Below are 26,968 nucleotides of genomic sequence, written 5' to 3'. Positions count from 1 at the left end.
AATCAAGATAAAGACCTTCCAGTTGTTATGTATCATTCCTACCATTGGCCTTACTATCTATATCGGCCATTTCTTTAATGATTAAAACAGATTAAAGATAGCTATTTTAGAGGATTCCTCTAGAGACATTCATGATCAAATCCTAAATTTTACACATACTTGCTCTTTCTTCGCCATAATTTAAAGAGACAGAGGAAAGGATGGGATACATTTGCAAAACGAAACACACGCAATTGAACCGAAAAAAACGATTGTTTTCATTATTGAAAGCTGTATTGATAAAGGGCTGTATCCTTTTGAACGGGTTTCAACATTAGCTAAACTACTTTCGAATGAGAAGGTTTTTATCTTTGTAAAGACTCCTTCAAATGACGGAATCCAAATTTTAATGAATGAAGGAGTTTCTCCTATTCTATTTGATCACTTTAACGAATTACCTAAGCAAATCAAAGGGCTTCAACCTGATTTAATTGTTAGAGATGGGCGAAATTCTGAAAGTTGGCAAGTAGAAGAATTACGACCTTTCTGCAAAACAATTATTCATTTTGACGATTTTGGTGAAGGTGGCCAAGCCTGTGATTGTGTACTACTAGCACTCTATCAAGAAGTGAAAGATTATTTACCATCGCATTATATTGGTGGAAGCTTTGTTTTTGCTCTTCCAGATGCCTATCAACATTTCGATAATATACCTGATAGTAAAACACCTGAAAATCCGCCTCATATCGTTGTCGCTTTTGAGGATGGGGACGAGCATAATTTAACATATCGAACACTTCGACACCTAACTCAACTACAAATACCACTACAAATTACAGTTATGATTGACGACAGCTATCGCCATGCAACGGATGACTTGCAAATGATGGTACTTAGTCGTCGCAATACTGCCATTCTTCGAGATAAAAATGCACTCCTCAAACTACTACCTAAAGCAGATGTCATTATTTGTAATGCTAACTATACACCTTATAAAATTGCCTCTTATGGTGTACCATGCATTACACTTGCGCAAACTGAAGCTGAGCTTTTACACGCCTTCCCTCGCGAGCACAACGGCTTTATTCATCTAGGACTTGGTCGTAAAATGAAGCAATCACAAATACAAAATGCTGTCATGGAATTTCTTTTACACGAAGCCCGCAGTGAACGAGCAGTGAGAAAACAGCGACAGCTCAATCTTGCTGGTAATAATGAAACACTCCAAGCATTACTCTTAGATTTTGCTTATGATCGTCATAATATCGCTTCTACTTAGTGCTACTTCCAAGATGATTATGATACAATATATAAGAATTTTTCACTCCAACTCCTCTTATAGAAGTTGGGACATCAGTATATTCAACAAGTACCCGATTGATTTTAAAGAATAAGCGGTGGGGGATTAGCAAAACCTCCATCGCTTTTACACGCATTCACTATAAAAACATTCTCAAAAGGAGTAGTCATCATGCCAACAAAAAGTGATATTGAATACCAAATTAGAGAGTTAAAAATGGACTATATCAATTTACAAGGTGATATAGAAAAGTTGGAGTCCACTGGGCACAATGATCAGGTAGCTAAGGCAGAGCAACGTCTTGCGAATATGGAAGCACAATTAGCCGAACTTAACAAGCAACTTGCAGAACTATAAAATGTAAACAAGAAAGATAGTTGGAGGAACAAATATGGCAATATTAACAGTAGAAAATTTAGGTCACTCTTTCGGTGATCGTACACTCTTTAAAGATGTATCGTTTCGCTTAGTGGAAGGTGATCATATTGGACTTGTAGGAGCGAATGGTGTCGGTAAGTCTACTTTAATGGGCATCATTACAGGTCAAACGATCCACGATACAGGAAAAGTTGAGTGGCTGCCTGGTACACACTATGGTTATCTAGACCAACATACCGTCCTATCGGCTGGTAGAACCATGCGTGAAGTATTACGCGATGCCTTTTTACCATTATATAAAAAAGAAGAAGAACTGAATGAAATTACTGGCAAGATGGCAGAGGCAACGCCTGAAGAATTAGAAGTACTTTTAGAACAAATGGCAGAAGTGCAAGATGCATTAGATGCAGGAGATTTTTATTCATTAGATATGAAAATTGAAGAGGTGGCACGTGGACTTGGACTTGATGCCATTGGCTTAGAGCGTGATGTAGCTGCTCTTTCTGGTGGACAACGCACAAAGGTACTACTTGCTAAGCTTTTATTAGAAAAACCAAAAGTACTTTTACTAGATGAGCCTACGAACTATCTTGACGAAGAACATATTACTTGGTTGAAAATTTATTTAAAGAACTATCCATATGCCTTCCTTCTAATCTCACATGATACAGAGTTTATGAACGAAACAGTGGATGTCATCTTCCAACTGGAATTTTCAAAGTTAACTCGTTATACTGCAACATACGAAAAATTCCTTGAACTTGCTGAAATTAATAAACGTCAGCATATTGAAGCCTATGAAAAGCAACAGGAATTCATCAAAAAGCAAGAAGATTTTATAGCCAAAAACAAGGCACGTTACTCCACTACTGGTCGTGCAAAATCACGTGCTAAGCAACTTGATCGTTTAGAGCGAATAGATCGCCCAGAAACAGCTGTAAAACCAGAATTCGGTTTTAAAGAAGCCCGTTCATCTAGCCGCTATGTTGTAGAGGCCGAGAACTTAGTTATTGGTTACGATAAAGACAAGCCATTACTTCCCCCACTATCTTTCGCTATTGAACGAGGGGAAAAAATTGCTTTAGTCGGTATGAACGGTGTGGGTAAATCCACATTATTAAAAACAATGTTAGGTAAAATTAATGCGCTTGGCGGGAAAGTAGTCCGTGGTGACTACCTGTATCCTTCTTATTTTGAACAGGAAGTAAAAGCAGAGAAAATCACCCCGATTGATGATGTTTGGAATGCCTTCCCTTCTATGGAACAAGCCCAAGTACGTGCAGCTTTAGCAAGAGCAGGTCTAAAAACCGACCATATTACACGTCCGCTTAATTCATTATCTGGTGGCGAGCAAGCTAAAGTTCGTTTATGTAAATTAATGATGGAGGAAGCTAACTGGCTACTCTTCGACGAACCGACAAACCATTTAGATGTAGATGCAAAAAATGAATTAAAACGTGCCATGAAGGAATTTAAAGGTACTATTGTGCTAGTAAGCCACGAACCTGATTTCTATGAAGGACTCGTAACAAAAGTTTGGAATGTACAAGATTGGTTTACTTCTGGACAACAAAGCCAAGACTAATAATTATTTCAAGGGCAGCTCCAACATTTTATGGAGCTGCTCTTTTATTTTTTTTTAACTCCGATGTATAATTAGCCTCATTTAAACATACTATAATCAGTGGACTAACAATTTTACTCCAACTAACTCTCTCCTACAAGGTAAACTCAGAATCCTAGTAGTCCCTATGAACTCATCACCAATTTTATAGCTTAAAAAGTCATATTCTAAATGGTTAACATAAACTTACATCATTGTAAGCTGAATAAACGAAACTTTTTACGCTTATCTTCGTATATTTTAATATAAATGAAAAAACAATATTTCGATTGAGAAATTTTTTCAATTAACTATTGATTTATATATAGCTTACTAGTAAGATATATATATAAACTATTAACTTACTAATAAGCTATTTGTAAAATATAATCTAAAAAAGAAAGCGAGGAATGAAGAATGACAGTTACAATTTACTCACAAGCGAGCTGTTCTTCATCCAGAAAAGCACTTAAATGGTTAAAAGATCACAACATAGAATATAAAGAAAAACGTATTACTTCTCACCCACTTACATTGGCAGAATTCAAAGAAATTCTAAGCATGACTGAAGATGGTACAGATGAAATCATTGCAACAAACTCAAACGATTTTAAAAACTTAAATATCGACATCGACCAACTTTCTATTCAAGAGCTATTTGCTATCATTCAGGCACACCCAAGAATGTTGCGTAGCCCTATTATAATAGATGAAAAACGTATTCAAGTTGGTTACAATGAGATGGACATCCGTCGTTTTATCCCACGTAAAGTACGTGCTTACGAATTAAATGCGATGACAAGATTGGCACAGGAAAGTTAAAACAGTTTTGGAGATGACCTTCTATGGACCAAGAAAAACAAAAAGCCATTACCTCGTTGTTTGAAGTCGTTTCATCTATTGAGCGTAAGTGGGCAAACGAGTGGAATAATCATAATGTACTCGGCTTTTCAAAATCCCACATTTTAATTTTAGACTACTTATCGCAGGAGGGCCCAAAACGCCCTTCTGCTATTGCTGAGCGGTTAAAAGTAACTACTGGCGGTGTCACTGTTTTAACAACCAAGCTGATAAACGGTGGCTTTATTGAAAAAACGCAGCATGCCACAGACCGCCGTGCTTCTCAGCTAATCATTACTGCTGACGGTGAAAACATATTAAAAGAATCTCGTCAACAAGTGAGTGAAATCATTAATAATATGTTTGGTATGCTAACAGCAGAGGAACTGCAAACCTTACGAACTATTTTTTCTAAATGTTTACTGGACGTGGAGACAAATCGGCCAGAATAAAGCACAATAAAAAGATGCATTCGCAACTATTTGCGAATGCATCTTTTTTAGATTAGTCGACCAAATACTTCCGTCTAAGTACTGTGTTGTGCGACCAATCTGCTTTCATTACGCTGGTAGCACAGATTCCACAATAGCTGTATCTGACATGAGCATTTCTTTTAATCGAGCCTTTGCACGGAATAAACGAGATTTCACAGTACCAATGGAAACTTTCATAATTGTAGAGATTTCTGCAAGTGAATATTGGTCTATGTAGAAATACCATAAAGTCTTTCTATAAATGGCATCTAATTGCTCCATTTTATCCTGCACTAGTTTTGTAACAATATCCTTTTCAATTTTTTCTTCTGTAGAAATATCGTTATTGGGAACCAAATCTAGAATCGGTACGTCTAATGTTTCAGGTTGGTTCATCATATATTTGCTACGTCGTACTTTTTTACGATAGCGATCTCTGAATGTGTTCATTGTAATAGTCGTCAACCAAGCTTTAATGTGCTCTACTTCGGCCACGCTATCTTCATAGCGTACAACTTTTACCCAAACTTCTTGCATTAAATCTTCAGCTTCTATATTATTGCGAGTTAGTTTTAAACATAAGTGATATATATATCGATTGTATTCCTCGTATACGCCTTCTAATTTTTCATTCATTGTGTATGCCTCCGCTTCTTGTTCTTGCTTCTATACACATTCTCGCAAAATAATGTATTACACTCTATCGCATTGGCTTTCAATTTCATTACAATCGTGTAAGCTTAATCGCTTTCACTTGTAATATTCGTAAAAATTGTTTTACTACTATATTGCTTTCACTCCAAAAAGTCCATTTATGACAATAGTTACCTATTATTTAAACTATATTTTCAATAATATTTATTGTCAGAATTTTTATCAGCCATTTATTGGTGTTGGGGAAATAAAACATGCACTCCTAATTGAAGTGCATTGGTTTGTTAGCTTAACAGTCCTAGACGAAAGGCAGAGGCAACGACCTGTGTTCGATTCTTTGCTTTGAGCTTTGTCATAAGACTACTTACATAATCCCTGACCGTATGCTCGCTTAAAAATAATAAACCCGCAATTTTTTTATTATCATATCCTTCGGCAAGCAGGCCGAGTATCATCGACTCCCTTTCAGTTAAGTGAAGCTCGGTATTCTTTTCTACCTTCTCCCCCTTACGTGATAAAAATAAACCTAATCGCTTCCCTACTTCCTCAAGGAGTAATAATTCTTCCTTTGTACAATCAAATTCCTCACCTAGCTGATCAAATGTTAGCCAACCAAATAATTGGTCTTGTCTCAAAATGGGAATAAAAATAATCGAGGATAAATTAAATAATTGGATATGCTCTTCTTTCACGTAATTTTTAGGGTTTCTTAAATAAATGGGTTTTTTTGAACTAAGTATCGTATTTTCCCCAGTCAACTCCCCTTTCATGCTTTGCACCTTAGGGAGCTCTGCGCCAATAACTCCATAAAACTGATTTGACCATGGGACATATGCGTAAAATACGCATCTTTTATAACTAAAATACTCTTCACACTTTTTTAAAATATGGGCTAAATCCTGATAGCCTGAGGAACTAATGAGCAATTTATCAAGCCTATCTAATAATTGTAGGTGCTTAATTTTCTGGTTTTCGGTAGCTATGTTACTAGTTTGGTTGGCTCCCTCACAGTCATAGTAAAGCTCTACAAGTAACGTAAATAACGATAATACATACATTAAGACGGCGTTCGTTCGGCTGCTCTTCTGTTGAATCATAAAAGTAATCAATGATTTCTCGAAAATTAATTGGAATAAATTAAAGCTCTTCCTATCAATAATGGACAAGTGTGATTGAAGCCATATGTTAAAAAAATACTTATCATCATTATTTAATTCATCAATATTTGCATGTGTCATTACACGCAAAAATGAATCTAATAGTATTGCTGCTCTTTTTCGATCTGCCCCAGTTATAGAAGGTTCTAGATTAAGGTAGATATTTGTATTCTCTTCAATTTGCTTATGATGAATTTTAATAAACAACACAAACTCTTGAAGTGTAACTTCTTCAATTGACTGAAATGGATGCGTCATAGGAAATTCTTCTCCTTCACACTAAAATACCCCTATAAATAGAGGATATTCACTCACTATATTATACAGCATCTTATAGGATAGTATTTCAAATTGAAAGGAGTAAGATGAAAGTATCGCTAAATAATGCGAATACTTTTGAATCCTAAGGTAACCATATAACCAGAAATAATGAAAGGTGCGTGCTTGAAATGAGATTAGAAAATAAAGTGGCCATTATTACAGGTGGAGGTACAGGAATCGGGAAAGAAACTGCACTATTATTTGCTAAAGAAGGAGCAAAAATAGTTATTACTGATATAAATGAGCAATCTGGTAACGAGGCAGTCCGTGATATTCAAGCTATTGGCGGTGAGGCATTATTTATCCGTCACGATGTTAGTAATGAAGAAGACTGGAAAAAGGTTGCAGATGAATCAATAAAAACATTTAACAAAGTCGATATTCTTTTCAATAATGCAGGTATTTATATCATAAAACCACTTGCAGAAATCGAGCTTTCTGACTGGAACCGCTTAATGTCCATTAATGTGACAGGTGTGTTCCTAGGTATGAAACATATTATGCCACTTATGGCTAAGCAACATAATGGATCTGTTATTAATGCCTCCTCTATTGCAGGCTTAACAGGTGCTGCTGGTCACGTCTTATATGGAGCTAGCAAAGGAGCTGTTCGCATTATGACCAAAGACGCTGCTATGGAATATGCTCCATATGGCGTACGTGTCAATTCTATTCATCCTGGCTACATCGATACAGGTATGGCAGACTATGCATCAGCAACAACAGGAAGCTCAAAAGATGAATTAGGCAAAAATTTATTCCCATTAGGACGTTTGGGCTCAGTTAAGGAAGTAGCGCAAACTGTATTGTTTTTAGCTTCTGATGAGTCTTCCTTCTCAACAGGTGCAGAATTCGTCATTGATGGCGGAGCAACAGCAAAATAACATTAAAGGTGGTCATTAATATGAAACTAAAAGATAAAGTAGCAATTGTTACAGGTGGGGCTAGTGGTATTGGTGAAGCCACAGTTCGTCTCTTTGTAGAAGAAGGAGCTAAAGTGGTTATTGCCGATTTTTCTGATCGTGGACAAAGCGTCTCTGAAGAATTAAATAACAAGGGTTTTGATACACTCTTCGTGAAAACAGACGTAACAAATGAAGCAGACATTCAAAACATGATAAAAGAAACCGTTACTAAATACGGTAAACTTGATATTATGTATGCAAATGCTGGCGTAGCTGACGATGCACCAGCACACGAGCTTTCTTTCGAAAAATGGAAAAGAACAATTGATATTAATTTATCAGGTGTATTTCTTTCTGATAAATATGCCATTGAACAATTCCTGGCTCAAGGAACAGGTGGCGTCATTGTTAACGCTGGTTCAATTCATAGCTTCGTTGCCTTACCAAACCCTACAGCCTACTCATCTGCAAAAGGTGGCGTTAAGTTATTAACACAAAACCTATGTACTGCTTACGCTAAACAGGGTATTCGTGTAAATGCGGTTTGTCCTGGCTATATCGACACCCCTCTACTGGCTGAAGTAGATGCTCAAAAGAAAGAATATTTAGCATCCCTGCATCCACAAGGTCGTCTTGGTAAACCAGAGGAAATCGCTAAAGCCGTTCTCTTCTTAGCTAGCGATGACGCAAGCTTCGTCAATGGGACAACGCTTCTTGTTGATGGCGGTTATACTGCTCACTAATGGGACTTTGTATAGTCTGATAGCTAGTGCATGTAATGATGCAGTTCTAGCCATTAATGGTATGAAGCGATCTGGCTGGTGTGTCTGATCCCTTTAAACTACTCAAGTAAGACTCGACCACAATTGCTATTTAGCTCTTGTGGTTTATTTTGTAGGTGCTATGTGTAATCTTTCAAGACAATTTAAGATTCCTAAAAGCAAATTGTGCTATACTATTTCTATTATCGAAATATTGGAAAGAGGGATACTAGATGACTAATTTACAGCAAATAGATGCTTATTTTACAGAACATCGTGAGGCACATTTAAATGAACTGAATGAATTTTTACGAATTCCAAGTATCAGTTCTTTATCAGAACATAAAGAAGATATTCAACATGCAGCTCAATGGCTAGCCAGTGCATTCGAAAAACTAAATCTTGAAAATATCTCTATTACACAAACAGCTGGACACCCTGTTGTTTATGCAGATTGGCTACATGCTGAAGGTAAACCAACTATTTTATTTTATGGTCATTATGATGTTCAACCTGTGGATCCTTTAAATTTATGGGATAGTGAGCCTTTTAATCCTACGATTCGAGACAATAAATTATTTGCTCGTGGCGCTAGTGATGATAAAGGGCAAGTATTTATGCACTTAAAAATGATCGAGGCATTGTTTGCTACAACAGGGACATTACCAGTCAATGTTAAATTCATTTATGAAGGTGAAGAAGAAATCGGTAGCCCTCATCTCCCTGCCTATGTTGAACAATATAAAGAAAAACTAGCAGCCGATTTAATTTTAATTTCCGATACTGGGCTTTATGGTCCTGGTAAGCCTGCTGTGTGCTATGGACTACGTGGCTTAACAGGCATTCAAATTGATGTTCGTGGAGCTAAGGGCGATTTACACTCGGGTCTTTATGGTGGTGGCGTACAAAATGCCATTCATGCATTGGCTGAAATTTTAGCATCTTTCCGTGATGAGCATGGTACGATTCAAGTTGAAGGTTTCTATGACAAAGTGTTGCCATTAACTGAAGAGGAACGTGAAGCCTATCTTGCACTTGGCTTTGATGAAGAATCTGTTAAACAGGAAGTTGGCGTAAAAGAATTATTCGGTGAACAAGGCTATTCTTACTTAGAACGAACTTGGGCGCGCCCAACACTAGAGGTTAACGGTGTATTTGGTGGTTTCTCAGGGGAAGGCATCAAAACAGTGCTACCAGCTGAAGCTGGCGCTAAAATCACATGCCGTCTTGTACCAAATCAAGAGCCCGATGAAATCGTGGCACTTTTAAAAGCACATGTTGAAAAGCACAAACCTGCTGGTGTAGAGATCAACATTTCTGAATTCGATAAAGGCCGTCCATTTCTAACGCCTTTCGATCATCCATTTATTCAGGCTGCTGGACGCTCCTATGAAAAAGTGTATAATGTACCAACAGCATACACACGTGGCGGTGGATCCATCCCTATCGTCGCTGCGTTTGATGAAATTTTAGAATTACCTGTGGTGTTAATGGGCTTCGGTCTATCAAGTGAAAACTTCCATGCACCAAATGAACACTTCCATTTAGAAAACTTTGATAAAGGCTTACGTGTTCTTAGTGATTATTTATATGAGGTTTCAGCATTACAAAAATAAATATCGAGTAATTAGAAAATCCCCTCACTTTTAAAGTGAAGGGATTTTTTTGTTTGATTACTCACCAAAAATCGTAACGATATCAGCTGCTTGTTTGCGTTCTTTGCCTTTTGGCACTTCATCAAAATAACCAACTTGTAGCATAGCAATGACACGCTCACCTGGCTGAACCTTTAATGCTTCACGGAATTTAGGATTATCTAGGAAGCCTGGCGTTTTCCAGCAAGAGCCTATGCCTCTATCCCATGCAAGTAATTGGATATTTTGAATAAATGTACTTGCTGCTGCATAATCTTCTAAACGTTCTTTTTGACGCACATCCTCTGGCACGATCACAAAGGCATAGCCACCTGGTAATGTAAATTTCAACATCTGCTTCGCTAAATCTTCACTTGAAAGCTCCTGCCATTTCGGAATTGTCAGGTCACGTAATAGCTGATGAAGGTTTGCTAATTCCTTTCCACAGGCAACAACTAATCGCCACGGCTCACGATTACCATGGTTTGGAGCCCATACCGCATCGTCAATAATAGCCATTAAATCCTCACGCTCTACAGGCTGACCATTAAACTTTTTAATGGAACGACGCTGAATAATTGCATCTCTAACAGATAAAATTTGTTCGCTCATATCAATTCTCCTTCTACCATAAGACAACATATTAGAGTTTATCTCTTCTATCTTTCACATTATCATAAATTTGTATGCTTTAAAACTACCTGTCCTTAAGCAAAGCTGTCATCTATATGATAGAAAAAGTAGGTCATGCTTGGCGTATAGGCAGTGGAATCCTCATAAAAATAAGGTCGATTAATACTATCTGAGGTATGGGCATTCACATATGGAATACCATTTTGAATACTTGTAACAATAACAGAGTGGTCAATTCTTCCATTTCCTTGAAAATCATAAAAAATGACATCTCCAAGCTCTAGTTCTTCTGCATATTGTACACGTCTACCCTTCAATCCAGTCGTAGACCCTTCTAAATACCATCGTAATGAATGGGCAACAGACCAGCTAAAGCTCCAATTTCCTTGCTGAATCCACCAGCCTTTATCTCTATTTGGTGCACCTCGCATTGGTGCCCCCCCTGCAAGTAAACACTGAGATATATAGTTCGTACAATCTACATCAAAGTTTGGAAAAGCTGGATTACGTCTGTTCCACCACAAATTAGCATATTGAACTGCAGCCTGCCTATTATACATTTTTGCCATACATCCCCTCCTCATGCCATCATATGTCTATTCAAGTATTTCTATTAGTTAGGTCCTTCCTCATAATTCTTATTGAAATCCATTATATTCAGCATGTTCCTTTCCAATTTCAAGAACATTTTTGCTACAATAAGGATTAAAGATATGTCAATTTTATTTTATGACCAGAAGGGATGTTGAATGTGAAGCAGCATGCTGAGAAAGAGATTTTACAGCCAACTCTTTTATGCGATAAAAAAGGTAATTTAAATCCAGCAGCCATCGGATTTGCACGCAAGCCACTTATTAACAGCAATTTAAGCGGCCATCTCATGCGCAAAAAGAAATGGAACTATTGGTGTGTCTACGGTGATGAAATCTTGTTTTCAGCTACGATTAGTCATCTAGATTACGCAGCAGTCTGCTTCGTTTATTTTCTTGAATATGAAACACAGCGCTATTTCGAAAAAACGATCACAATTCCCTTCGGTGGTAAATTAAAAATGCCTACACAGGTTTTAGAATCTGTTTCATTTAAAAATAGCGAAATGATGATTGATTTAGTATATATACAAAATGAGACGCATCTATCTGTTTCCATACCAAACTTTGATGGAGATGTTTTACGAGCAAAGCTTATCATTCAGCACCCACCAGCGGATGAAACATTAAATGTCGTTATTCCTTGGAATCGCAAAACATTTCAGTTTACAGGTAAGCATCACATACTGCCAACCTCAGGTGTTGTCACAATTGGTACTCGACGTTTTAATTTCTCAGCTGAGGAGAATTTTGCTGTGTTAGATTATGGACGAGGTGTATGGCCACGTGAGGCATTATGGAATTGGGGAATGGCCTCTCAACGAGTACGTGGACGACGGATTGGACTTAATTTAGGAGGTAAGTGGACAGATGGCACCGGCATGACTGAAAATGCTGTTTTTGTAGATGGTAAAATGACAAAAATACATGAGGATTTATTATTTCAATATGATTCTGAAGATTATATGCAGCGTTGGAAAGTGGACACAAAATTTTCCAATCAGGTTTCCTTAACCTTTTCGCCTTTTTTTGAGCGTACTGCTCTAACGAATGCCAAACTAGTTAAATCAGAGGTACATCAACTATTTGGCTATTACGACGGTTCCATTTTACTCGACAATGGCGAAACACTTGTTATTCAACAAATGCTAGGATGTATTGAAGAACATCGTGCAAAATGGTAGCACAAATCCTCTAGAAGACGTTGCTTTCCGTGGATATTTTGAAAATGCAAATGATTCCACGGAAGCTTTTTGTCTCCTACCTGTCACTAATTTGCTCTAACTAAGGGCCCGTAATATTTTTTCTGGATCATCTGTAAATATCGCCTGTACACCTAGTTGCTGTAAGCTTCGAGCATCACGTTGCTCATTTACGGTATATACACGTACAGTTGCACCTTCAGTGAGGGCTAGCTTAACTGATTTGCGAAAGGAAGTTGGCAAACTTACATGTAACGCCTTAGCTGGAATAAGAGCAATGTAAGTAGGAAAATCCACCAACACCTCTGCAAACAATGCTGCACTTTCTATATAAGGCGCTATTTTTGATACAGTTTGCAATGATTCATGATTGAAAGAGGAAATGATCACCCGCTCTGTCATTTGCTGTGCTGCTACTTCTTTGAGCACGAGCGCTTCGATCCCTTCATATGCAATAATGTCTGTTTTCAGTTCAATGTTGATGCGATGATTGGTACCTGCAAAAAGCTCTAACACTTCCCCCAACGTTGGAATTACTTCATCTCCGAACTCCCGCGAAAACCACGAACCGAAATCAAATGTACGCAATTGCTGTAATGTAAAATCTTTTACATAGCCTGAGCCATTGGAGGTACGATCAATGGTTTCATCATGAATCACCACTACCTCTTTATCTGCAGTTAAATGAACATCTAGCTCTACCCCTGCTATAGGGAGCTTTGCTGCTGCTTGAAAGGCTGCCAACGTATTTTCTGGATAGTTTATCGAAACACCTCTATGTGCAAATATGTCCAAATTCATTAACCTCCTCTATTTTTTATTAAAGAAAAACCTTCCATCCCCTTGTAATAGTAGCATAATTAACTTTTTAGCTTTCACTTGATGGTAAATATTATATATAGTAGTATGATAATCTACTTTGAAATTGTAAGTACCTAGGAGGTGCTAAAAAATGACTGTACAACATCCAGATTTTCAGGCTGAAGTAGAACGGTTAGCGTATACCCAAGGCTATATGCAACAAATATTAGACGAATCACAACGAGATTTACAATCTGCTCAAGAAAATATCCGCAAATCTATGGCCGATCTTGATTACTTAGATTCAAGTTTAAGTTATTTAAATATCTTAACAAATGCCAGATTCTTTGAAATGGCACGTAATCAAAAAGAAGGTCTAGAGGCCGTTCACAAGAAGCCCTATTTCGCTAGAATCCATTTCCAAAAAACAGGTGACCCGGAAGAATTTCTTTATATCGGGAAAACGTCTCTATTTCATCGTGAAACCCATGAGCCCATTATTGTTGACTGGCGTTCACCCGTAGCGAATGTTTATTATGATGGACGTCTTGGCGATATGGAGTACGATGTCCGTGGAGAAGTTCATAAAGGGCATCTCTTTGCTAAAAGGCAATACAAGATTGAAAATGGCGAATTACTCGATATACGAGATATTGACTTAACAACAAATGATGAACTCCTACAAGAAGCATTGGCTGGAAAAGCAGATGTTCGTCTAACTGAAATTGTTTCAACCATTCAAAAGGAACAAAATGAAATTATTCGAGCACATCTTCGTCAACCAATCATTGTGCAAGGTGCTGCTGGCAGTGGAAAAACGACCATTGCTCTACACAGAATATCCTATTTCCTTTACACAATGGGTGAACATTTTAATCCTGAGCAGCTCATGATTTTAGCACCGAATAAGTTATTTATTGATTATATAGGCGATGTTTTACCAGAGCTTGGCGTCGATAAAATATGCCAAACTACTTTTACAGACTATGTTCTTTCTGCCACTAAGTTAAAGCTTAAGCTTCAAAATCCGAATGAGCAATTAGAGTCGCTCGTTGCTGGAGGTAGTCATCAGCCTACTGCCTGGATTGCTGAAATGAAAGGTTCCCTATACTATCGTGATGTCATCGAACGATACTTACAAAAGCTGGAACAAAAGATCGCAGAACAATTCGAAGATGTCTATATTGAAAAATACTGTATCATGCGCGCCTCCCACCTGAAGAAGCTGTTTTTATATGAATTTTCATATATGCCTATCGAAAAGCGACTTGAACATATTAAAAAAGTGTTAGCAAGCCATGTTCGTCAAAAAAAACAGGCTGTTTTAGCTACACTCCATAAAAAGTATGATGAAGCATTGGGTAAAGCCTTAAATGGAATACGAGATGATGAGAAACGGCGACGTGTTGTCACAAAATTCATCGATGAGCGAGATGAGCGAATTCCCGCCATTGAGAAAGAAGCTAAATCAACGGCATCAGCTTATATGCGTCGCTTTACCAAACATAATATTAAAACACTCTATCGTACCCTTCTCACCGATGCAGAACTATTAGCAGAACTCGCTCCTGAATGGCATTATCTTGAACAGCAACAATTTTTGCAGGCACATCGTAAAGAACAATGGGTACTCGAAGATTTAGCTGCACTATACTATTTACATGCACGTTTAAAAGGCATTGCAGATGAATGGAAAATGCGTGTAGTCTTTATCGATGAGGTCCAAGATTATAGTTTATTTCAGCTTGCTGCTTTAAAAGCAGGTCTTGATACGGATATGTTCACAATGGTCGGTGATTTAGCTCAAGGTATTCATAGCTATCGCTCATTAACAGCATGGGAGCCTGTCCAAAGCTTATTTCCTCGTGCAACCTTCCGAACTTTGCAAAAAAGCTATCGAACAACCATTGAAATTATGGAAGTCGCGAATCAAATTCTAGCGCAAATGAATGAACAGCTACCTCTAGTAGAACCCGTTGTTCGTCACGGTAGCGTACCAAGTTTTATTCAAGCAGAGCAATTTGATGCTTTAAAAATTAAAGAAATCTTTGAAGCCATACGTCAAAATGGCCATCGATCCATTGCTTTAATTTGCAAAACTACTGCAGAAGCCATTACTATACAACAGACATTAAAAGACAATGAGATTGCTTCACAACTACTAACGGAAAATGAATCCATTAATCAAGAAATGTTACTTGTTGTGCCAAGTCACCTAGCTAAGGGACTTGAATTCGATGCCGTCATTGTAGCTGCCTATGATACACCCTTTTACGATACGCCAATTGACCGAAAGCTACTTTATGTAGCTCTTACACGAGCCATGCATGAGCTATACTTAATCGGTCCATCTAAAAGTTCGTTCTTATTAGAAAATTAAAAAGTCGCTAATGGGCGACTTTTTTCTTTGCATCATTAATTTCTTGGTGGTAATTTATAAAACTTCCCTTTGGATAAATAAGCTTTCACAACTTTCCACCATGAGCTAGGGGCTTCCTTCGGAGGAGACTTTTTCTTTGGCAATGCTGGCATGCGCATGATCACGGCTCCTTTCTTAAAGCTTATTAATATTATATGAAGATAGTAGGTGATTATGATAAAAAAGGGCAATGAGTTGATATTAAATATCACTCATTGCCCTTTTTTTCTATTGTTTTACATAATAATCAATTTGCTGCGCTTTCATAAAGCCCGCTTTTTCATAGACAGAAAGTGCTTTTTTATTGTCTACTTCTACATCTAGCATGACGAATGCTGCACCAACCTTACTCGCATAATCCTTTGAGAAGGAAAGAAGTGCTGTCCCAATACCTTGTCCTTCACAATTCGGATGTACAGCAAGTGCTGTTACCCACTGGATTTCATTTTCCTTAGCCGTTGTCACTGTTCCAACAACTGCGCCATCCCGATAAGCAATCCAAAGCTTTCGTCCATTTTTTGATGTATTAAAGGCAATAAGCTCTTCTGATTCTTCTGGTAAATCTCCAAATGCTTCACTATAAATAGTAATCAGTTCAGCTTGTTCACCATTATAGGGTTGAATATTAATATCTTTTTGTAATGTAACGGCCTCTGCTTTTGTTTCTAGAGTAGCTTCGGAAAAACTGTAGGTAAAACCTTTGTTTTCAATAAATGTGTGCCCATAAGGTGAGCCATCAATTATTACAGCTAATTGCCCCTCTGCCCCTCTCTCTTCTAGCCCAACTTGTATACCTTCAACTAACGCTGTTCCAATACCCTTTTGTCGATATGCAGGTGTCACCACTAATGACCACTCATATGTATGAAGCCCCATTAAGTCAATTGCACTAGCAGCACCAACTAATAAATCCTTATCATCCTCATACGCTAGTACCATAAAGCCCTTAGTCTCGAAAGAGCTAGCCATTGGTACATTCATAATGGTTTCATATACTCGATAATCTTGCACTGTTGCTTCTTCACATAAAAACTTTACTTCTTTCAATGTTTCTCCATCTAATGGAAAAGACACTGTCATCACTGAAATATTCATCATTTACTCCGTTCCTGTAACAGACTATTGCCCTATTGTAGCAAGAATGAAAATAAGCTGGCAACAAAATATATTTATCCCCTCTATTAATCAGAATTTTACTCCATATAATGGGAAAATAAAAGGATTTTTACTATAAAAATTTAGAAAAGTGACTGAAATTTACTAGAAATAATAGCTATAAAATATTATACTCATTCTGCGAAAATAGAGATATTCATCCTTTTACAACCTGCTACTTTTAAACTATATACTACTTTCTGTTTTAATAATGTTTTATAATAATTATACTATTTATTCAAATTAATAACATTTTTAATTCAATAAAAAAGAGCAATTTCAAATGAAATTGCTCTTTTCCCATCTATTCCTCAAGATGGTGTGAGGATGAATGTAACATTTGTGCATAAAGACCACCTGATTCGATTAGTTTTTGCTGTGGTCCAGCCTCAACTAATTCCCCTTTATGCATAACTAAAACCATATCGGCATTATGCACAGTATTTAAACGATGTGCAATCACAAAGCTGGTGCGCCCTTGCATTAACGTATCAAGAGCCTCTTGTATCGCTAGTTCTGTCACAGTATCAATACTGCTTGTGGCTTCATCCAATAGTAAAATTTTCGGATCAGCAATAAGTGCCCTTGCTATAGATAGTAATTGCTTTTGACCCTGTGAAATCTCGCGCCCATCCGCAGCAAGAATGGTATCATACCCATCCTTGAGTTTCATAATGAAATCATGTGCATTAGCTCGCTTGGCCGCTTCCTCAATCTCAGCATCAGTCGCATCCAGTCGACCATATCGGATATTCTCGCGAACAGAAGCCTCAAACAAAAATGGATCCTGTAAGACAAAGGCCATCTGTGAACGAAGGGATTGTCGATCAATTTGCTGTACATTTATACCATCAAATAATACCTCTCCCTTTGAGACCTCATAAAATCTTGCAATAAGTTGAAGGATTGTCGTTTTCCCAGCACCAGTTGCACCAACGAGTGCTACCGTTTGACCAGGTTCCACTTTAAAGTCTACATTTTTTAGTGTGTACCCTTCTTCTTCTTGTACATATTTAAAGAACACCTGCTTAAACGCTACATGTCCCAATAGTTGATGCTTTTGTGCTGACACGTTTTCTGCCTCTGGTTGTTCATCGAGCAAGGCAAATACACGTTCTGCACCAGCAATAGCTGACAATACCGTATTAAACTGGTTTGCTAAGTCATTTAAAGGACGTGTAAACTGTCGTGCATATTCAGTGAATATCACAATTACTCCTATCGTTACATGTCCATATAATGCGAGAACTCCTCCTACACCTGCGACAATGGTAAAGCTCATATTATTTAAGAAGTTCATAACCTTAGGAATATAACCTGAGTAAGTCTGTGCCCAAAAACCAGTCCTTTTTAAGCGCAAACTTTTTTCACGAAACTCCGCTTTCATTCGCTCCTCTTGTGAAAATGCCTTCACAATCCGCTGTCCTGAAATTGTTTCTTCTATCATTCCGTTTAAGGCACCAATAGCTACCTGCTGTTCTTTAAACAGTGGTGCTGTACGACGTGTAATCCAACGCATCGCCCAAAACATCAGTGGAATAATAATCATCGTCAAAACTGTCAACAATGGGCTTAAACTGAGCATAATAATAACGGTCCCTCCAAGCGTAAGTACACTTGAAAATACCTGGATAAAAGAACTGTTCAATGTTGAGCTAACCGCTTCAATATCATTCGTCATTCTACTCATCAATTCACCATGCTGACGACGATCAAAGAATGCCACTGGCAGTCGTTGAAAATGAGCGAATACACTTGTTCTTAATCTATAGATCGTTTGCTGGGCGATGCCAATCATCCAATAGTTTTGTAGGAAAAGTGAAACGGCTAATAAAACATAAATAGCAATTAATACGCCAATCCCCTTACCTAAGCCTAAAAGCTCGCCATGCATAACATAGTGATCAATCATATGACCAATTAGATAAGGGCCAAGTAAAGCTAATATGGAGCTAATCATCACTAATAAAAGCACCACAATGAGAAGTGCACGTTGTTCATCGACAATTTTCCATAACCGCAGCAATGTACTTCTCCAATCAGCTGCACGTGGCCCCTTCTTTTTCTTCACAGCCTGTTTCAGATCATCTTTTGTCAAAATCGGTTCATAACCAAAAGGTTTCTGGAAAAATCCCATTATTCCTTCACCTCCTGTTGTGAGATAGCTATTTTTTTATAAAGCGAGGAAGTCTGTAAAAGCTCTTCATGTGTGCCATAAGCAACAACTTTTCCAGCATCAATCAGTAAAATGCGATCCGCGCCTTTTGCTGTACGTATTTTTTGCGTCACAACAAGCATCGTCGCCTTTTCTTCACTCAATGCCTCCCACAAAGACTGTTCTGTTTTAACATCTAAGGCACTAGTGCTATCATCAAGCATTAAAATATGTCCTTTTCTCAAAAGAGCTCTAGCTATGGATAATCTCTGTTTTTGCCCTCCCGATAAATTAACACCTTTTTGCCCAACCTTGGTATCATAACCATTTGGAAAATCTTCAACAGATGCATGTATTTGTGCCTGCATTGTAGCCTGTAGTACAGCATCCATTTCAGCCTGTGTATCTCCCCAACGCACATTATCTGCAATACTTCCTGTAAATAACAATGACTGCTGAGGGACATAGCCAATTATTTCCCGTAACTCTTGTAAATCCCAATGTTGAACATCCTGGCCCTCGACAAGTATTCTGCCTTGCGTTACTTCATAGAATCGAGGAATGAGCTGTAATAATGTTGATTTTCCCGCACCAGTAGCCCCCATAATCGCGAGCTTCTCACCAGATTTAACTTGAAAGCTCACATCTGACAAAACAGGAACATTTCCTCCTGGATAAGTAAAACTAACATGGTCAAACGTTAATTCTCCATATTGTGTTGCATGGCCTACTTCTTCTATAAGGGACGTATCTTCAACCTCATTTTCAATCGAAAGGATTTCTGCCATACGTTCTGCAGATGCCTTGGCACGTGCGTAGAAGATAATAATAAACGCGAACATTGAAAATGAGCCTGTCATACGCATTGCATAATTCACAATAGCCACAATATCTCCAAGCGGCGTTGTTCCTGTCGCAATTTGTTTTGTACCAAACCATAAAACTGCAAGCAGGCTCATATTCATAATTAACAAAAGAACCGGCATAATATATTCCATTATGCGTAAAGCCTTCACAGTATCAACTTTTAACCGCGATGCAACTTCATCAAAGCGTGTAGCCTCATATGCTCCTCTTAAGTAAGCCTTCACTAACCGTATTGCCTGTAAATTCTCCTGTAAAACCCTGTTTAAACGATCAACCCTCTTTTGTACACGTCCAAAATAAGTCACACCTTTTGCCACCATAAAAATAAGAAAAATAAAAATGATCGGTGCACCGATAACCAAAAATAAAGCCAATTTCGGATTTACGACAAAAGCCATAATAATACTTCCTATAACAGCAAGTGGCGCTCGAAGCATAATACGTAAGCTCATAAACAGCACTGTTTGTACTTGTGTGACATCATTTGTTAATCGCGTAATAAGCGATGCTGTGGAGAATTTTTGATAGGTTGCTAGCGTAAAGGATTGAATCCTATCAAACATGGCATTTCGAAGATCATACGAAAAGCTTTGAGCTGTATGGGAAGAAAAATAAGAATTGATAATGCCCGCCAGAAAGGCAACAAAAGATAGCGCAAGTAAAACAGCCCCCCATTGCAAAACCATTCCTTGATTTTGAGCCCTTACTCCTTCATCGATTATTTTGGCCATAATGAGTGGCTGCACTAGCTCCACAAATAATTCTAAAAGCATTAAACATAAAGCAAAAATAGCTGTCCATTTATATGGCTTTACATAGGAAAAAACTTCTTTCATATTCTTTCCCCCTTGTTGGTAGATAAAATTTCCAGGTAGTCAAAAACTACTAACACTATAGTATATTTATGCTTTTTCTCCTGCTATTGAAAGCCAAGTTACACAAACAAGCATAACGAATACTCCTATTAATTGCCAGAAACCTAAAGAGGTACCGAAAATAATAACTGAAATAACCATTGCTGTTAATGGTTCAATACTGGAAAGAATGCTCGTTTCAACTGCCGAAATGTATTTCATACTACTTAAAAACAATATAAAAGCTACTGTTCCAAAAAATATTAAAGCAACTAATAACATTAAAATTTTAAAGTCTACTAGAACACCCCATTGAGTGGACTGCCAAACACGGCTTACTAAGCCTAAAGTGAAGCCACCCACCAGCATCCCCCAGCCAACTACTAAAAGCACACTCCACTCCTTCATTAAGCGTGCAGGATACAAGGTGTAAAATGCAAATGTTAAGCCTACTGCTATACCCCACATCAAGGCTTTTGGACTAATAAGCAAACTATCAAATGATGCATTCGTTAGTAATAGAAATAACCCTATAAGGGTACCAATAATACCTAATACTTGATATTTTGGTGGCCACTTCTTTAAACTAAGAGAGACATATGCGACAACAAATATTGGCGCTAAAAACTGAAGCAAGGTAGCCAACACAGCGTTACTTTCATTAATTGCAGCAACAAAGGCAAATTGTACACCCAGCATACCTGCAATACCAAAAACGATGAGTTGCCTCCCCCATAGCTTGTGCTGCCATATTCCAAAAATATTTTTTCCTGTTAACAATAAATATGTAAGTAGTAATATACCTGCAACCGATAAACGGATTGTTAACATAAAGGATACAGTCAAAGGTGTATGATTTAGCAACCACTCCATTAAAGGGCCAGTTGCTCCCCATAACATAGCACCTGAGACGATAAATATTATTCCTTTTAAACGTTCCATACCAATCCTGCTTCCTATATACGTACTAAAAATTGTTACTTTTCTTCAAATCATTTCTTGAACTTCACTAGAAAAGTCCTATTATTTTTCACTATCAAATATTTACAAATATATTCATAATGACTAATTCCCGATTATTATCTATAATATTAGTATATATTGATTACCCAAGGAGATCGAATAATCATGAGTCATATGCATAAATCATTTACGATTGATGAACATTATTTAAATTCACTTCCTTTTCCTGCAATTATCATTAATCAAGATGGACAAGCGACAGTTTGGGGAAAGAGTGCTGAACATCTGATTGGCTTATCAGCTAATGATATTAAAGGAAATACTACTCCATCTATACACGAAAATCTACTGCGTCAGCTTCCTGTCGAAACACTTCAATCTATTTTACAAAAAGAGGACAGTACGTATCTAGAAAAAATTCAAGTACACACAGCTTCCAATGTAGAAATAACAACAGCTCTGCTTGCTAAACCTTTTACAAATGAGGAAGAACGTTTTATTCTATTGATTTTTATGCTACCAGAATTAATGACGCAAGCTATCTCTCATTGCAATACCTTTGTAAATCTTAAGCAAGGTTTAGATGCGACCTTCATGACTGTTACACTCGATCACGATGGATTTATCTTAGAATGTAATAATGAATTTTTAAAAACAAGCCAATGGACACCAAAGCGTGTTATCGGCAAAACCTTTTGGCAACTGTTCCCTGATAATGAAGCGAGTGAAAAAATAACACATACAATCTGGCGTAATTTAAATAACGGTCATACATGGCAGGGAGAAGTTGAAAAAATTACAAAAACGGGGCAATCCTATTGGGTACTACTAACGGCTATTCCCCTCGTTAATCTTGAAACAAATGAACAACAGTTTATCCTAATTGAAAAAGATGTTACAAAGTCAAAAACAATTCAACACCAACTTGAAAAAATTGCTTACATCGATACAGAAACTGGTTTGATGAATGCACATCGACTTGAAAAAGTAATTACCAATATGATTGACGATGAAAGACACTTTTCATTTGTTTATCTAAGTATTGATAAATTTTATACACTTAAAGAATTACATGATCAACAAATTGATCAAAGCCTAATTGTTGAATTTACAAATCGTATAAAAATGTATTTCCAAGATAGCACGATGGCTCGTATAAATGAAAATGATTTTGTTGTCATCACGCCTTTAAGTGAATGGTTTATTCAAGGCTTCTTATCTTACTTACAACAACATCCGATTTATAGCGGCAATATTGCTGTACCAATTTCTATTAGTGGCGGCATAACTAGATATCCTGAAGATCAATCAACATTCTCTCAGCTTATGAAGGCATCCATTGCTACTATTTCCACAGTACGTGAGGCTGGTGGAGACAAAATTGTTTCATTATCAACAGCAACACATAAAGCTTTAAATCGTAAAGCATTAATTGAAAAGCGCTTACTCCAAGCACTTGACCAAAAAAACTTGAAGGTACTCTATCAGCCACAAATCGATGTGTATTCGGGGAAAGTTACTGCTGTTGAAGCACTTGTACGTTGGGAAGATGAGGTAATAGGTGTTGTAACGCCTGATGAGTTAATTCCTATCGCGGAAGAAACAGGTCTGATTAATAATATTGGGTCCTTCATGCTGGAAAAGGCTTGTGAACAAGCCTTACTTTGGAAAAAGGCTGGCTATGATTTAAAAGTATCTATTAACTCTTCTGTACGTGAATTCCGTGATAAGAATATGGCAAAATCCATACTTGAAATGATTACAAAAACAGGTTGTCCAGCAAATCTATTACAAATTGAGATTACTGAAAAATTTGCTTTAGAAGCTGAAGCTGCATCTTCTATCGCACAGCAAATGCGTAAGCTTGAAAACGAAGGTATCGCTTTTGTATTAGATGATTTCGGTACTGGCTACGGTTCATTTAGATATATGCAAATTTTACCAATAAGTACTTTAAAAATCGATCAAACCTTTACAAATTCACTCTTGAAATCCGAAAAGAGCCAAAAGCTTATGCATGGTATGGTACAGCTAGGTAAATCCATGGAATTGAAAGTTGTTGCTGAAGGTGTAGAAACAGCTGAACAAGCAGATCTATTAATCACTTACGGCTGCGATGCCATTCAGGGCTATTATATTAGCAAACCCGTGACACCAGAAGAAATTGAACTAGTACTGACTAAAAAACAATAAATAAATAAATAAATAAATAAGGAGGCTGCGTTTATTGTGCACGCAGCCTCCTTCTATTTTTTATAAACCTTTTGTAATTTTACTTTACTTGAACGCACTGAGCGGAAGATGAGTTGAATAATTACTTCTGCAAAAACTAGTCCAATAACAATGGCACCTGTAATTAAAAATGCCTTCAAGCCATATTGCAAGCCTTGTAAGTAATCATCTTCTACCACATTTCTCATTGCATTATAGGCCATGCCCCCTGGCACTAACGGTATAATTCCACCAACAATGAAAATAATCATGGGTATTTTAAAACGTCGGGCATATAAATGAGCAACAATTGCAATGACAAATGAGCCAAAGAAAGAAGCTTTGACAACATCCATACCTTGCTCTGTTAGAACATAGTATATAATCCAGCCAATTACCCCAACGAGTCCGCAATGAAGTAGTGTTTTTCTAGGAACATTAAAAATAATGGCAATCCCAGCCGTTGCAAAAAAACTAACTATTAATTGTATAATAATGTCCATCATCTGCATATTGTCCGCCTCCTAAAATCCTAGTGTGACGGCGATTGCTGCACCAATAGCAAAGGCTGTTAAAAAGGCCTCTGCTCCCTTTGCCATCCCTGACATAAAATGACCTGCCATTAAATCACGAACTGCATTTGTAATCAAAATACCTGGTACGAGTGGCATGACGGAACTAATAATAATTTTATCAAGTTCAGTACCATAACCATACTTTACTGCAAAGAAGGCAACAAAGCCGAGGACGAGTGATGCTGTAAATTCAGAAAAAAACTTTACCCTTGTTAAATGATTGATTATTACAAGTACTAGGAAACCTAGCCCACCTGCTAAAAAGGCGATAGGAAAATCAGACCATCCACCCTTAAACATAATAAGGAAACAACCACTAGCAAGTGCAGCAGCCAAAACTTGTAAATAAGTTGGTAAAAAATAATTTGTTTTTTGTATCGACTTTAGCTCGTCATAAGCTTCTTCTAGTGTTATGATTTGAGATGTGAGTCTACGAGATACTGAATTTACCAAGGCTATTTTTTGTAAATCTGTAACCCTGCTGGGAATTGATGTAATTCTTGTTGGCTGTGTCTTGCCTAACGAAAAAATGATGCCAGTTGGTGTGGCATAACATTGAGCATTTGGCATATTTTGAGAATGTGCCATGCGCAGCATCGTATCCTCTACGCGATATGTTTCTGCACCACTTTCGATCATAATACGTCCCGCAAGCAACAAACAGTCAATCGTAAGTTCATTATCCACATCTTGTAAGACCATTGCAGCTATCTGCCTCCTTCAAAAGGTTCCTTGCCAATATTAACGAACTGCCAATAAAAACTCAACTGAAAATTTTTTCATAAGCAATGGGTTATTATCGTTCAATTTATTTTCAACTAATATTGAGCATTTTTTCTATTTTAGTAGGTATTTTACAACCTCTTATATAGAAGTACAACTACAATTCATTCACTAATTATAGAAGAAAAGTGATGTTAATAATTTTCCATAAAATAACATAAAAAGATTATAGATTTGTATAACTTTTTTAATGACTGACACGTCTGATTGTATAGAAAATAAAAAAGAGGGGAGCGTATCCAAAACCATGCAGGAACGCAGAAAAAGACGCGGTCCAATAATTGATTTCTTATTACTTAGCCTTATTGTGACCTTAACGACCGTTATACTTTTTATTATCCTTTCAAAGGATGAATTTAAGTTTCAAAAGATTAGTGCTTCAAAAGAATCCGAGACAGAATCGGTAAATAGTCATTTATCGACTGAAAGTTCTGCGTTTCCTGGCATACGTATTGTTACAGACGTTTCAAATGACAAACGAACACCATTTGCTATTCATTACCCACAAACAGATAACGAGGTTCTTAATGATGCCGTATTACAATACATATCGGATTCAAAAGAAAACTATCTAACATCGATGAAAAAAAATAAAGATAAAGAAGCAATGGGTGAATTAAATATTAGTCTTGAAACTTTTCCATACCGAGAGCATTACTATTCCTTTGTGTTAACAAAAATGCTATATCTAGGTGGTGCCAATCACGAAGTCTCAACAAAAACATTCTTTATTAACAACGAAACTGGCGAACAAATTACGATCCAAACACTCTTACAAAATGATGAGAATAATCTATCTACGTTAGCTGTAAACGTCCGAAAAGATTTGCAAAAAAACCTCCAATTAAAGGATGAGCTTTTCAACGATGAATTATTAAAAGCTACGGAACCAAAATGGTCTAACTTCAGTCGCTTTGCTATTGTTGACGATTCATTACAAATCTATTTCGATGAATATGAGATTGCTAGTGGAGCAGCAGGTACCCCAATAGTGAAGCTACCCCTTTCACTTATTAATCCATTGTTAGCCTCCGAGTTTCAAATCGCAATGGAAAATGTAAAACCAATTAATCCACCACCAACCGGTGATCCAAATAAAAAACGTATTGCATTAACGTTTGATGATGGTCCACATCCAAAAGTGACAGAGCAAATTTTAAATATTCTCGATAAGTATCACGCAAAGGCTACTTTCTTCATGCTCGGTAGTCGTGTACAATATTACCCTGACATCGTAAAAGATGTTCTTGCACGCGGTCATGAAATTGGAAACCATTCGTGGAACCACCCTGTCTTAACAAAGCTTCCGCAAGAGCAAGTGATGAAAGAGTATAACACTACTGCCACTGAAATAGAGAAGGCAATCAATCAAGATGCCACCGTTTTTAGACCGCCATACGGCGCAACTAATGACACAATTAACGCTGAAATTCCTATTCCTGTTGTGTTATGGACGATTGATACATTAGATTGGAAACACCGCAATGCACAGCAGCTTTTACCACATGTAAAAAATAATTTACACAATAATGCCATTGTTTTAATGCATGATATTCATCAATCCACTGCTGACGGACTTGACGCTGTTCTTGCCTATTTACAAGAGCAGGGTTATGAATTTGTGACTGTATCCGAGATACTGCCATATCGACAATAGTAATTAACAAAGAAAAGTCCAATGAATTTCATTGGACTTTCCTTTTTGTTGAAAAAAGATGATGTCAACGGCAGAAAAAGCAACTTTGCAAGGTGAGA

General features: G+C 37.3%; 24 protein-coding genes. 12 read left to right on the top strand and 12 right to left on the bottom strand.

The window, feature by feature from the left end; genetic code table 11:
* The first annotated feature begins 211 nt into the window (after positions 1 to 211).
* From CD31_RS12765 to CD31_RS12745, 5 genes are all read left to right on the top strand, one after another.
* A complete protein-coding gene (locus CD31_RS12765; protein ID WP_016992350.1) occupies positions 212 to 1,258 on the top strand; it encodes a PseG/SpsG family protein in 1,047 nt (348 codons plus the stop codon).
* 192 nt (positions 1,259 to 1,450) lie between these two features.
* A complete protein-coding gene (locus CD31_RS12760; protein WP_016992348.1) occupies positions 1,451 to 1,636 on the top strand; it encodes an SE1832 family protein in 186 nt (61 codons plus the stop codon).
* 34 nt (positions 1,637 to 1,670) lie between these two features.
* Positions 1,671 to 3,242 (top strand): ABC-F family ATP-binding cassette domain-containing protein, encoded by a 1,572-nt coding sequence (locus tag CD31_RS12755; RefSeq protein ID WP_016992347.1) that lies wholly within the window; start codon positions 1,671 to 1,673, stop codon positions 3,240 to 3,242.
* A 435-nt stretch (positions 3,243 to 3,677) separates the two neighbouring features.
* A complete protein-coding gene (gene spx, locus CD31_RS12750) occupies positions 3,678 to 4,082 on the top strand; it encodes a transcriptional regulator Spx (protein WP_004225558.1) in 405 nt (134 codons plus the stop codon).
* Between the two features lie 23 nt (positions 4,083 to 4,105).
* Positions 4,106 to 4,552, top strand: coding sequence for a MarR family winged helix-turn-helix transcriptional regulator (locus tag CD31_RS12745; RefSeq protein ID WP_016992346.1), 447 nt, complete (start codon positions 4,106 to 4,108; stop codon positions 4,550 to 4,552).
* A 108-nt stretch (positions 4,553 to 4,660) separates the two neighbouring features.
* Here the strand turns inward: CD31_RS12745 and CD31_RS12740 are convergent, their stop codons facing one another.
* Positions 4,661 to 5,209, bottom strand: a complete 549-nt coding sequence (locus tag CD31_RS12740) for an RNA polymerase sigma factor (RefSeq protein WP_036078118.1) — start codon at positions 5,207 to 5,209, stop codon at positions 4,661 to 4,663.
* A gap of 302 nt (positions 5,210 to 5,511) precedes the next feature.
* Entirely contained in the window at positions 5,512 to 6,642 is a 1,131-nt protein-coding gene (locus tag CD31_RS12735) for a response regulator transcription factor (RefSeq protein WP_036078116.1), read from the bottom strand.
* A gap of 191 nt (positions 6,643 to 6,833) precedes the next feature.
* Here CD31_RS12735 and CD31_RS12730 point away from each other — a divergent pair, with 191 nt between their 5' ends.
* The 3 genes from CD31_RS12730 to CD31_RS12720 all read left to right on the top strand — a co-directional run bounded on the left by CD31_RS12730 (position 6,834) and on the right by CD31_RS12720 (position 9,987).
* Positions 6,834 to 7,589: an SDR family NAD(P)-dependent oxidoreductase gene (locus tag CD31_RS12730; RefSeq protein ID WP_036078113.1), complete on the top strand. Its 756-nt coding sequence runs from the start codon at positions 6,834 to 6,836 to the stop codon at positions 7,587 to 7,589.
* 20 nt (positions 7,590 to 7,609) lie between these two features.
* Positions 7,610 to 8,353: an SDR family NAD(P)-dependent oxidoreductase gene (locus CD31_RS12725; protein ID WP_036078112.1), complete on the top strand. Its 744-nt coding sequence runs from the start codon at positions 7,610 to 7,612 to the stop codon at positions 8,351 to 8,353.
* A 251-nt stretch (positions 8,354 to 8,604) separates the two neighbouring features.
* A complete protein-coding gene (locus CD31_RS12720; RefSeq protein WP_036078110.1) occupies positions 8,605 to 9,987 on the top strand; it encodes a dipeptidase in 1,383 nt (460 codons plus the stop codon).
* A 57-nt stretch (positions 9,988 to 10,044) separates the two neighbouring features.
* Here the strand turns inward: CD31_RS12720 and CD31_RS12715 are convergent, their stop codons facing one another.
* Both CD31_RS12715 and CD31_RS12710 read right to left on the bottom strand, forming a co-directional pair.
* Positions 10,045 to 10,617 (bottom strand): nitroreductase family protein, encoded by a 573-nt coding sequence (locus CD31_RS12715; RefSeq protein ID WP_016992008.1) that lies wholly within the window; start codon positions 10,615 to 10,617, stop codon positions 10,045 to 10,047.
* 95 nt (positions 10,618 to 10,712) lie between these two features.
* Entirely contained in the window at positions 10,713 to 11,207 is a 495-nt protein-coding gene (locus tag CD31_RS12710; protein ID WP_036078108.1) for an amidase domain-containing protein, read from the bottom strand.
* 182 nt (positions 11,208 to 11,389) lie between these two features.
* Between CD31_RS12710 and CD31_RS12705 the strand changes: the two genes are divergently transcribed.
* The gene (locus CD31_RS12705; protein ID WP_016992006.1) at positions 11,390 to 12,412 is read left to right on the top strand and encodes a DUF2804 domain-containing protein; all 1,023 of its coding nucleotides are present in this window, start codon (positions 11,390 to 11,392) and stop codon (positions 12,410 to 12,412) included.
* A 96-nt stretch (positions 12,413 to 12,508) separates the two neighbouring features.
* Here CD31_RS12705 and CD31_RS12700 read toward each other — a convergent pair whose 3' ends face one another.
* Positions 12,509 to 13,225 carry a glycerophosphodiester phosphodiesterase gene (locus CD31_RS12700; RefSeq protein WP_036078105.1) on the bottom strand — a complete coding sequence of 239 codons (717 nt, stop codon included), beginning with the start codon at positions 13,223 to 13,225 and terminating at the stop codon, positions 12,509 to 12,511.
* A gap of 157 nt (positions 13,226 to 13,382) precedes the next feature.
* On the opposite strand from CD31_RS12700, the gene helD reads away from it, so the two are divergent.
* Positions 13,383 to 15,611 (top strand): RNA polymerase recycling motor HelD, encoded by a 2,229-nt coding sequence (gene helD / locus CD31_RS12695; protein ID WP_036078103.1) that lies wholly within the window; start codon positions 13,383 to 13,385, stop codon positions 15,609 to 15,611.
* 35 nt (positions 15,612 to 15,646) lie between these two features.
* On the opposite strand, the gene CD31_RS24035 is transcribed toward helD, so the two are convergent.
* The 5 genes from CD31_RS24035 to CD31_RS12675 form a co-directional block, all read right to left on the bottom strand.
* Positions 15,647 to 15,769 carry a hypothetical protein gene (locus CD31_RS24035; protein WP_004229664.1) on the bottom strand — a complete coding sequence of 41 codons (123 nt, stop codon included), beginning with the start codon at positions 15,767 to 15,769 and terminating at the stop codon, positions 15,647 to 15,649.
* Positions 15,770 to 15,878: 109 nt separating this feature from the next.
* Positions 15,879 to 16,748, bottom strand: coding sequence for a GNAT family N-acetyltransferase (locus CD31_RS12690; protein ID WP_244905043.1), 870 nt, complete (start codon positions 16,746 to 16,748; stop codon positions 15,879 to 15,881).
* A gap of 361 nt (positions 16,749 to 17,109) precedes the next feature.
* Positions 17,110 to 18,942, bottom strand: coding sequence for an ABC transporter ATP-binding protein (locus CD31_RS12685; RefSeq protein WP_036078100.1), 1,833 nt, complete (start codon positions 18,940 to 18,942; stop codon positions 17,110 to 17,112).
* Positions 18,942 to 20,663, bottom strand: a complete 1,722-nt coding sequence (locus CD31_RS12680) for an ABC transporter ATP-binding protein (protein ID WP_036078098.1) — start codon at positions 20,661 to 20,663, stop codon at positions 18,942 to 18,944. The genes CD31_RS12685 and CD31_RS12680 overlap by 1 nt, the downstream gene beginning before the upstream one ends.
* A gap of 66 nt (positions 20,664 to 20,729) precedes the next feature.
* Positions 20,730 to 21,623, bottom strand: coding sequence for a DMT family transporter (locus CD31_RS12675; protein ID WP_036078096.1), 894 nt, complete (start codon positions 21,621 to 21,623; stop codon positions 20,730 to 20,732).
* A 186-nt stretch (positions 21,624 to 21,809) separates the two neighbouring features.
* Between CD31_RS12675 and CD31_RS12670 the strand changes: the two genes are divergently transcribed.
* Positions 21,810 to 23,837 carry an EAL domain-containing protein gene (locus CD31_RS12670; RefSeq protein ID WP_036078094.1) on the top strand — a complete coding sequence of 676 codons (2,028 nt, stop codon included), beginning with the start codon at positions 21,810 to 21,812 and terminating at the stop codon, positions 23,835 to 23,837.
* Positions 23,838 to 23,890: 53 nt separating this feature from the next.
* Here CD31_RS12670 and CD31_RS12665 read toward each other — a convergent pair whose 3' ends face one another.
* Together CD31_RS12665 and CD31_RS12660 are read right to left on the bottom strand one after the other, a co-directional pair.
* The gene (locus tag CD31_RS12665) at positions 23,891 to 24,367 is read right to left on the bottom strand and encodes a threonine/serine exporter family protein (RefSeq protein WP_081010948.1); all 477 of its coding nucleotides are present in this window, start codon (positions 24,365 to 24,367) and stop codon (positions 23,891 to 23,893) included.
* Between the two features lie 12 nt (positions 24,368 to 24,379).
* On the bottom strand, positions 24,380 to 25,132 hold the full coding sequence (locus tag CD31_RS12660; protein WP_016994658.1) for a threonine/serine exporter family protein: 753 nt from the start codon (positions 25,130 to 25,132) through the stop codon (positions 24,380 to 24,382).
* Positions 25,133 to 25,460: 328 nt separating this feature from the next.
* Here CD31_RS12660 and CD31_RS12655 point away from each other — a divergent pair, with 328 nt between their 5' ends.
* Complete coding sequence (locus CD31_RS12655; RefSeq protein ID WP_036078091.1) at positions 25,461 to 26,870, top strand: polysaccharide deacetylase family protein; 1,410 nt, start codon at positions 25,461 to 25,463, stop codon at positions 26,868 to 26,870.
* Positions 26,871 to 26,968 lie beyond the last annotated feature (98 nt).

Source organism: Lysinibacillus boronitolerans JCM 21713 = 10a = NBRC 103108 (assembly GCF_000772935.1).
Lineage (GTDB): Bacteria > Bacillota > Bacilli > Bacillales_A > Planococcaceae > Lysinibacillus > Lysinibacillus boronitolerans.
Note: the sequence above shows the minus strand (reverse complement) of the source record. Positions and strands in the feature narration are given on the sequence as shown.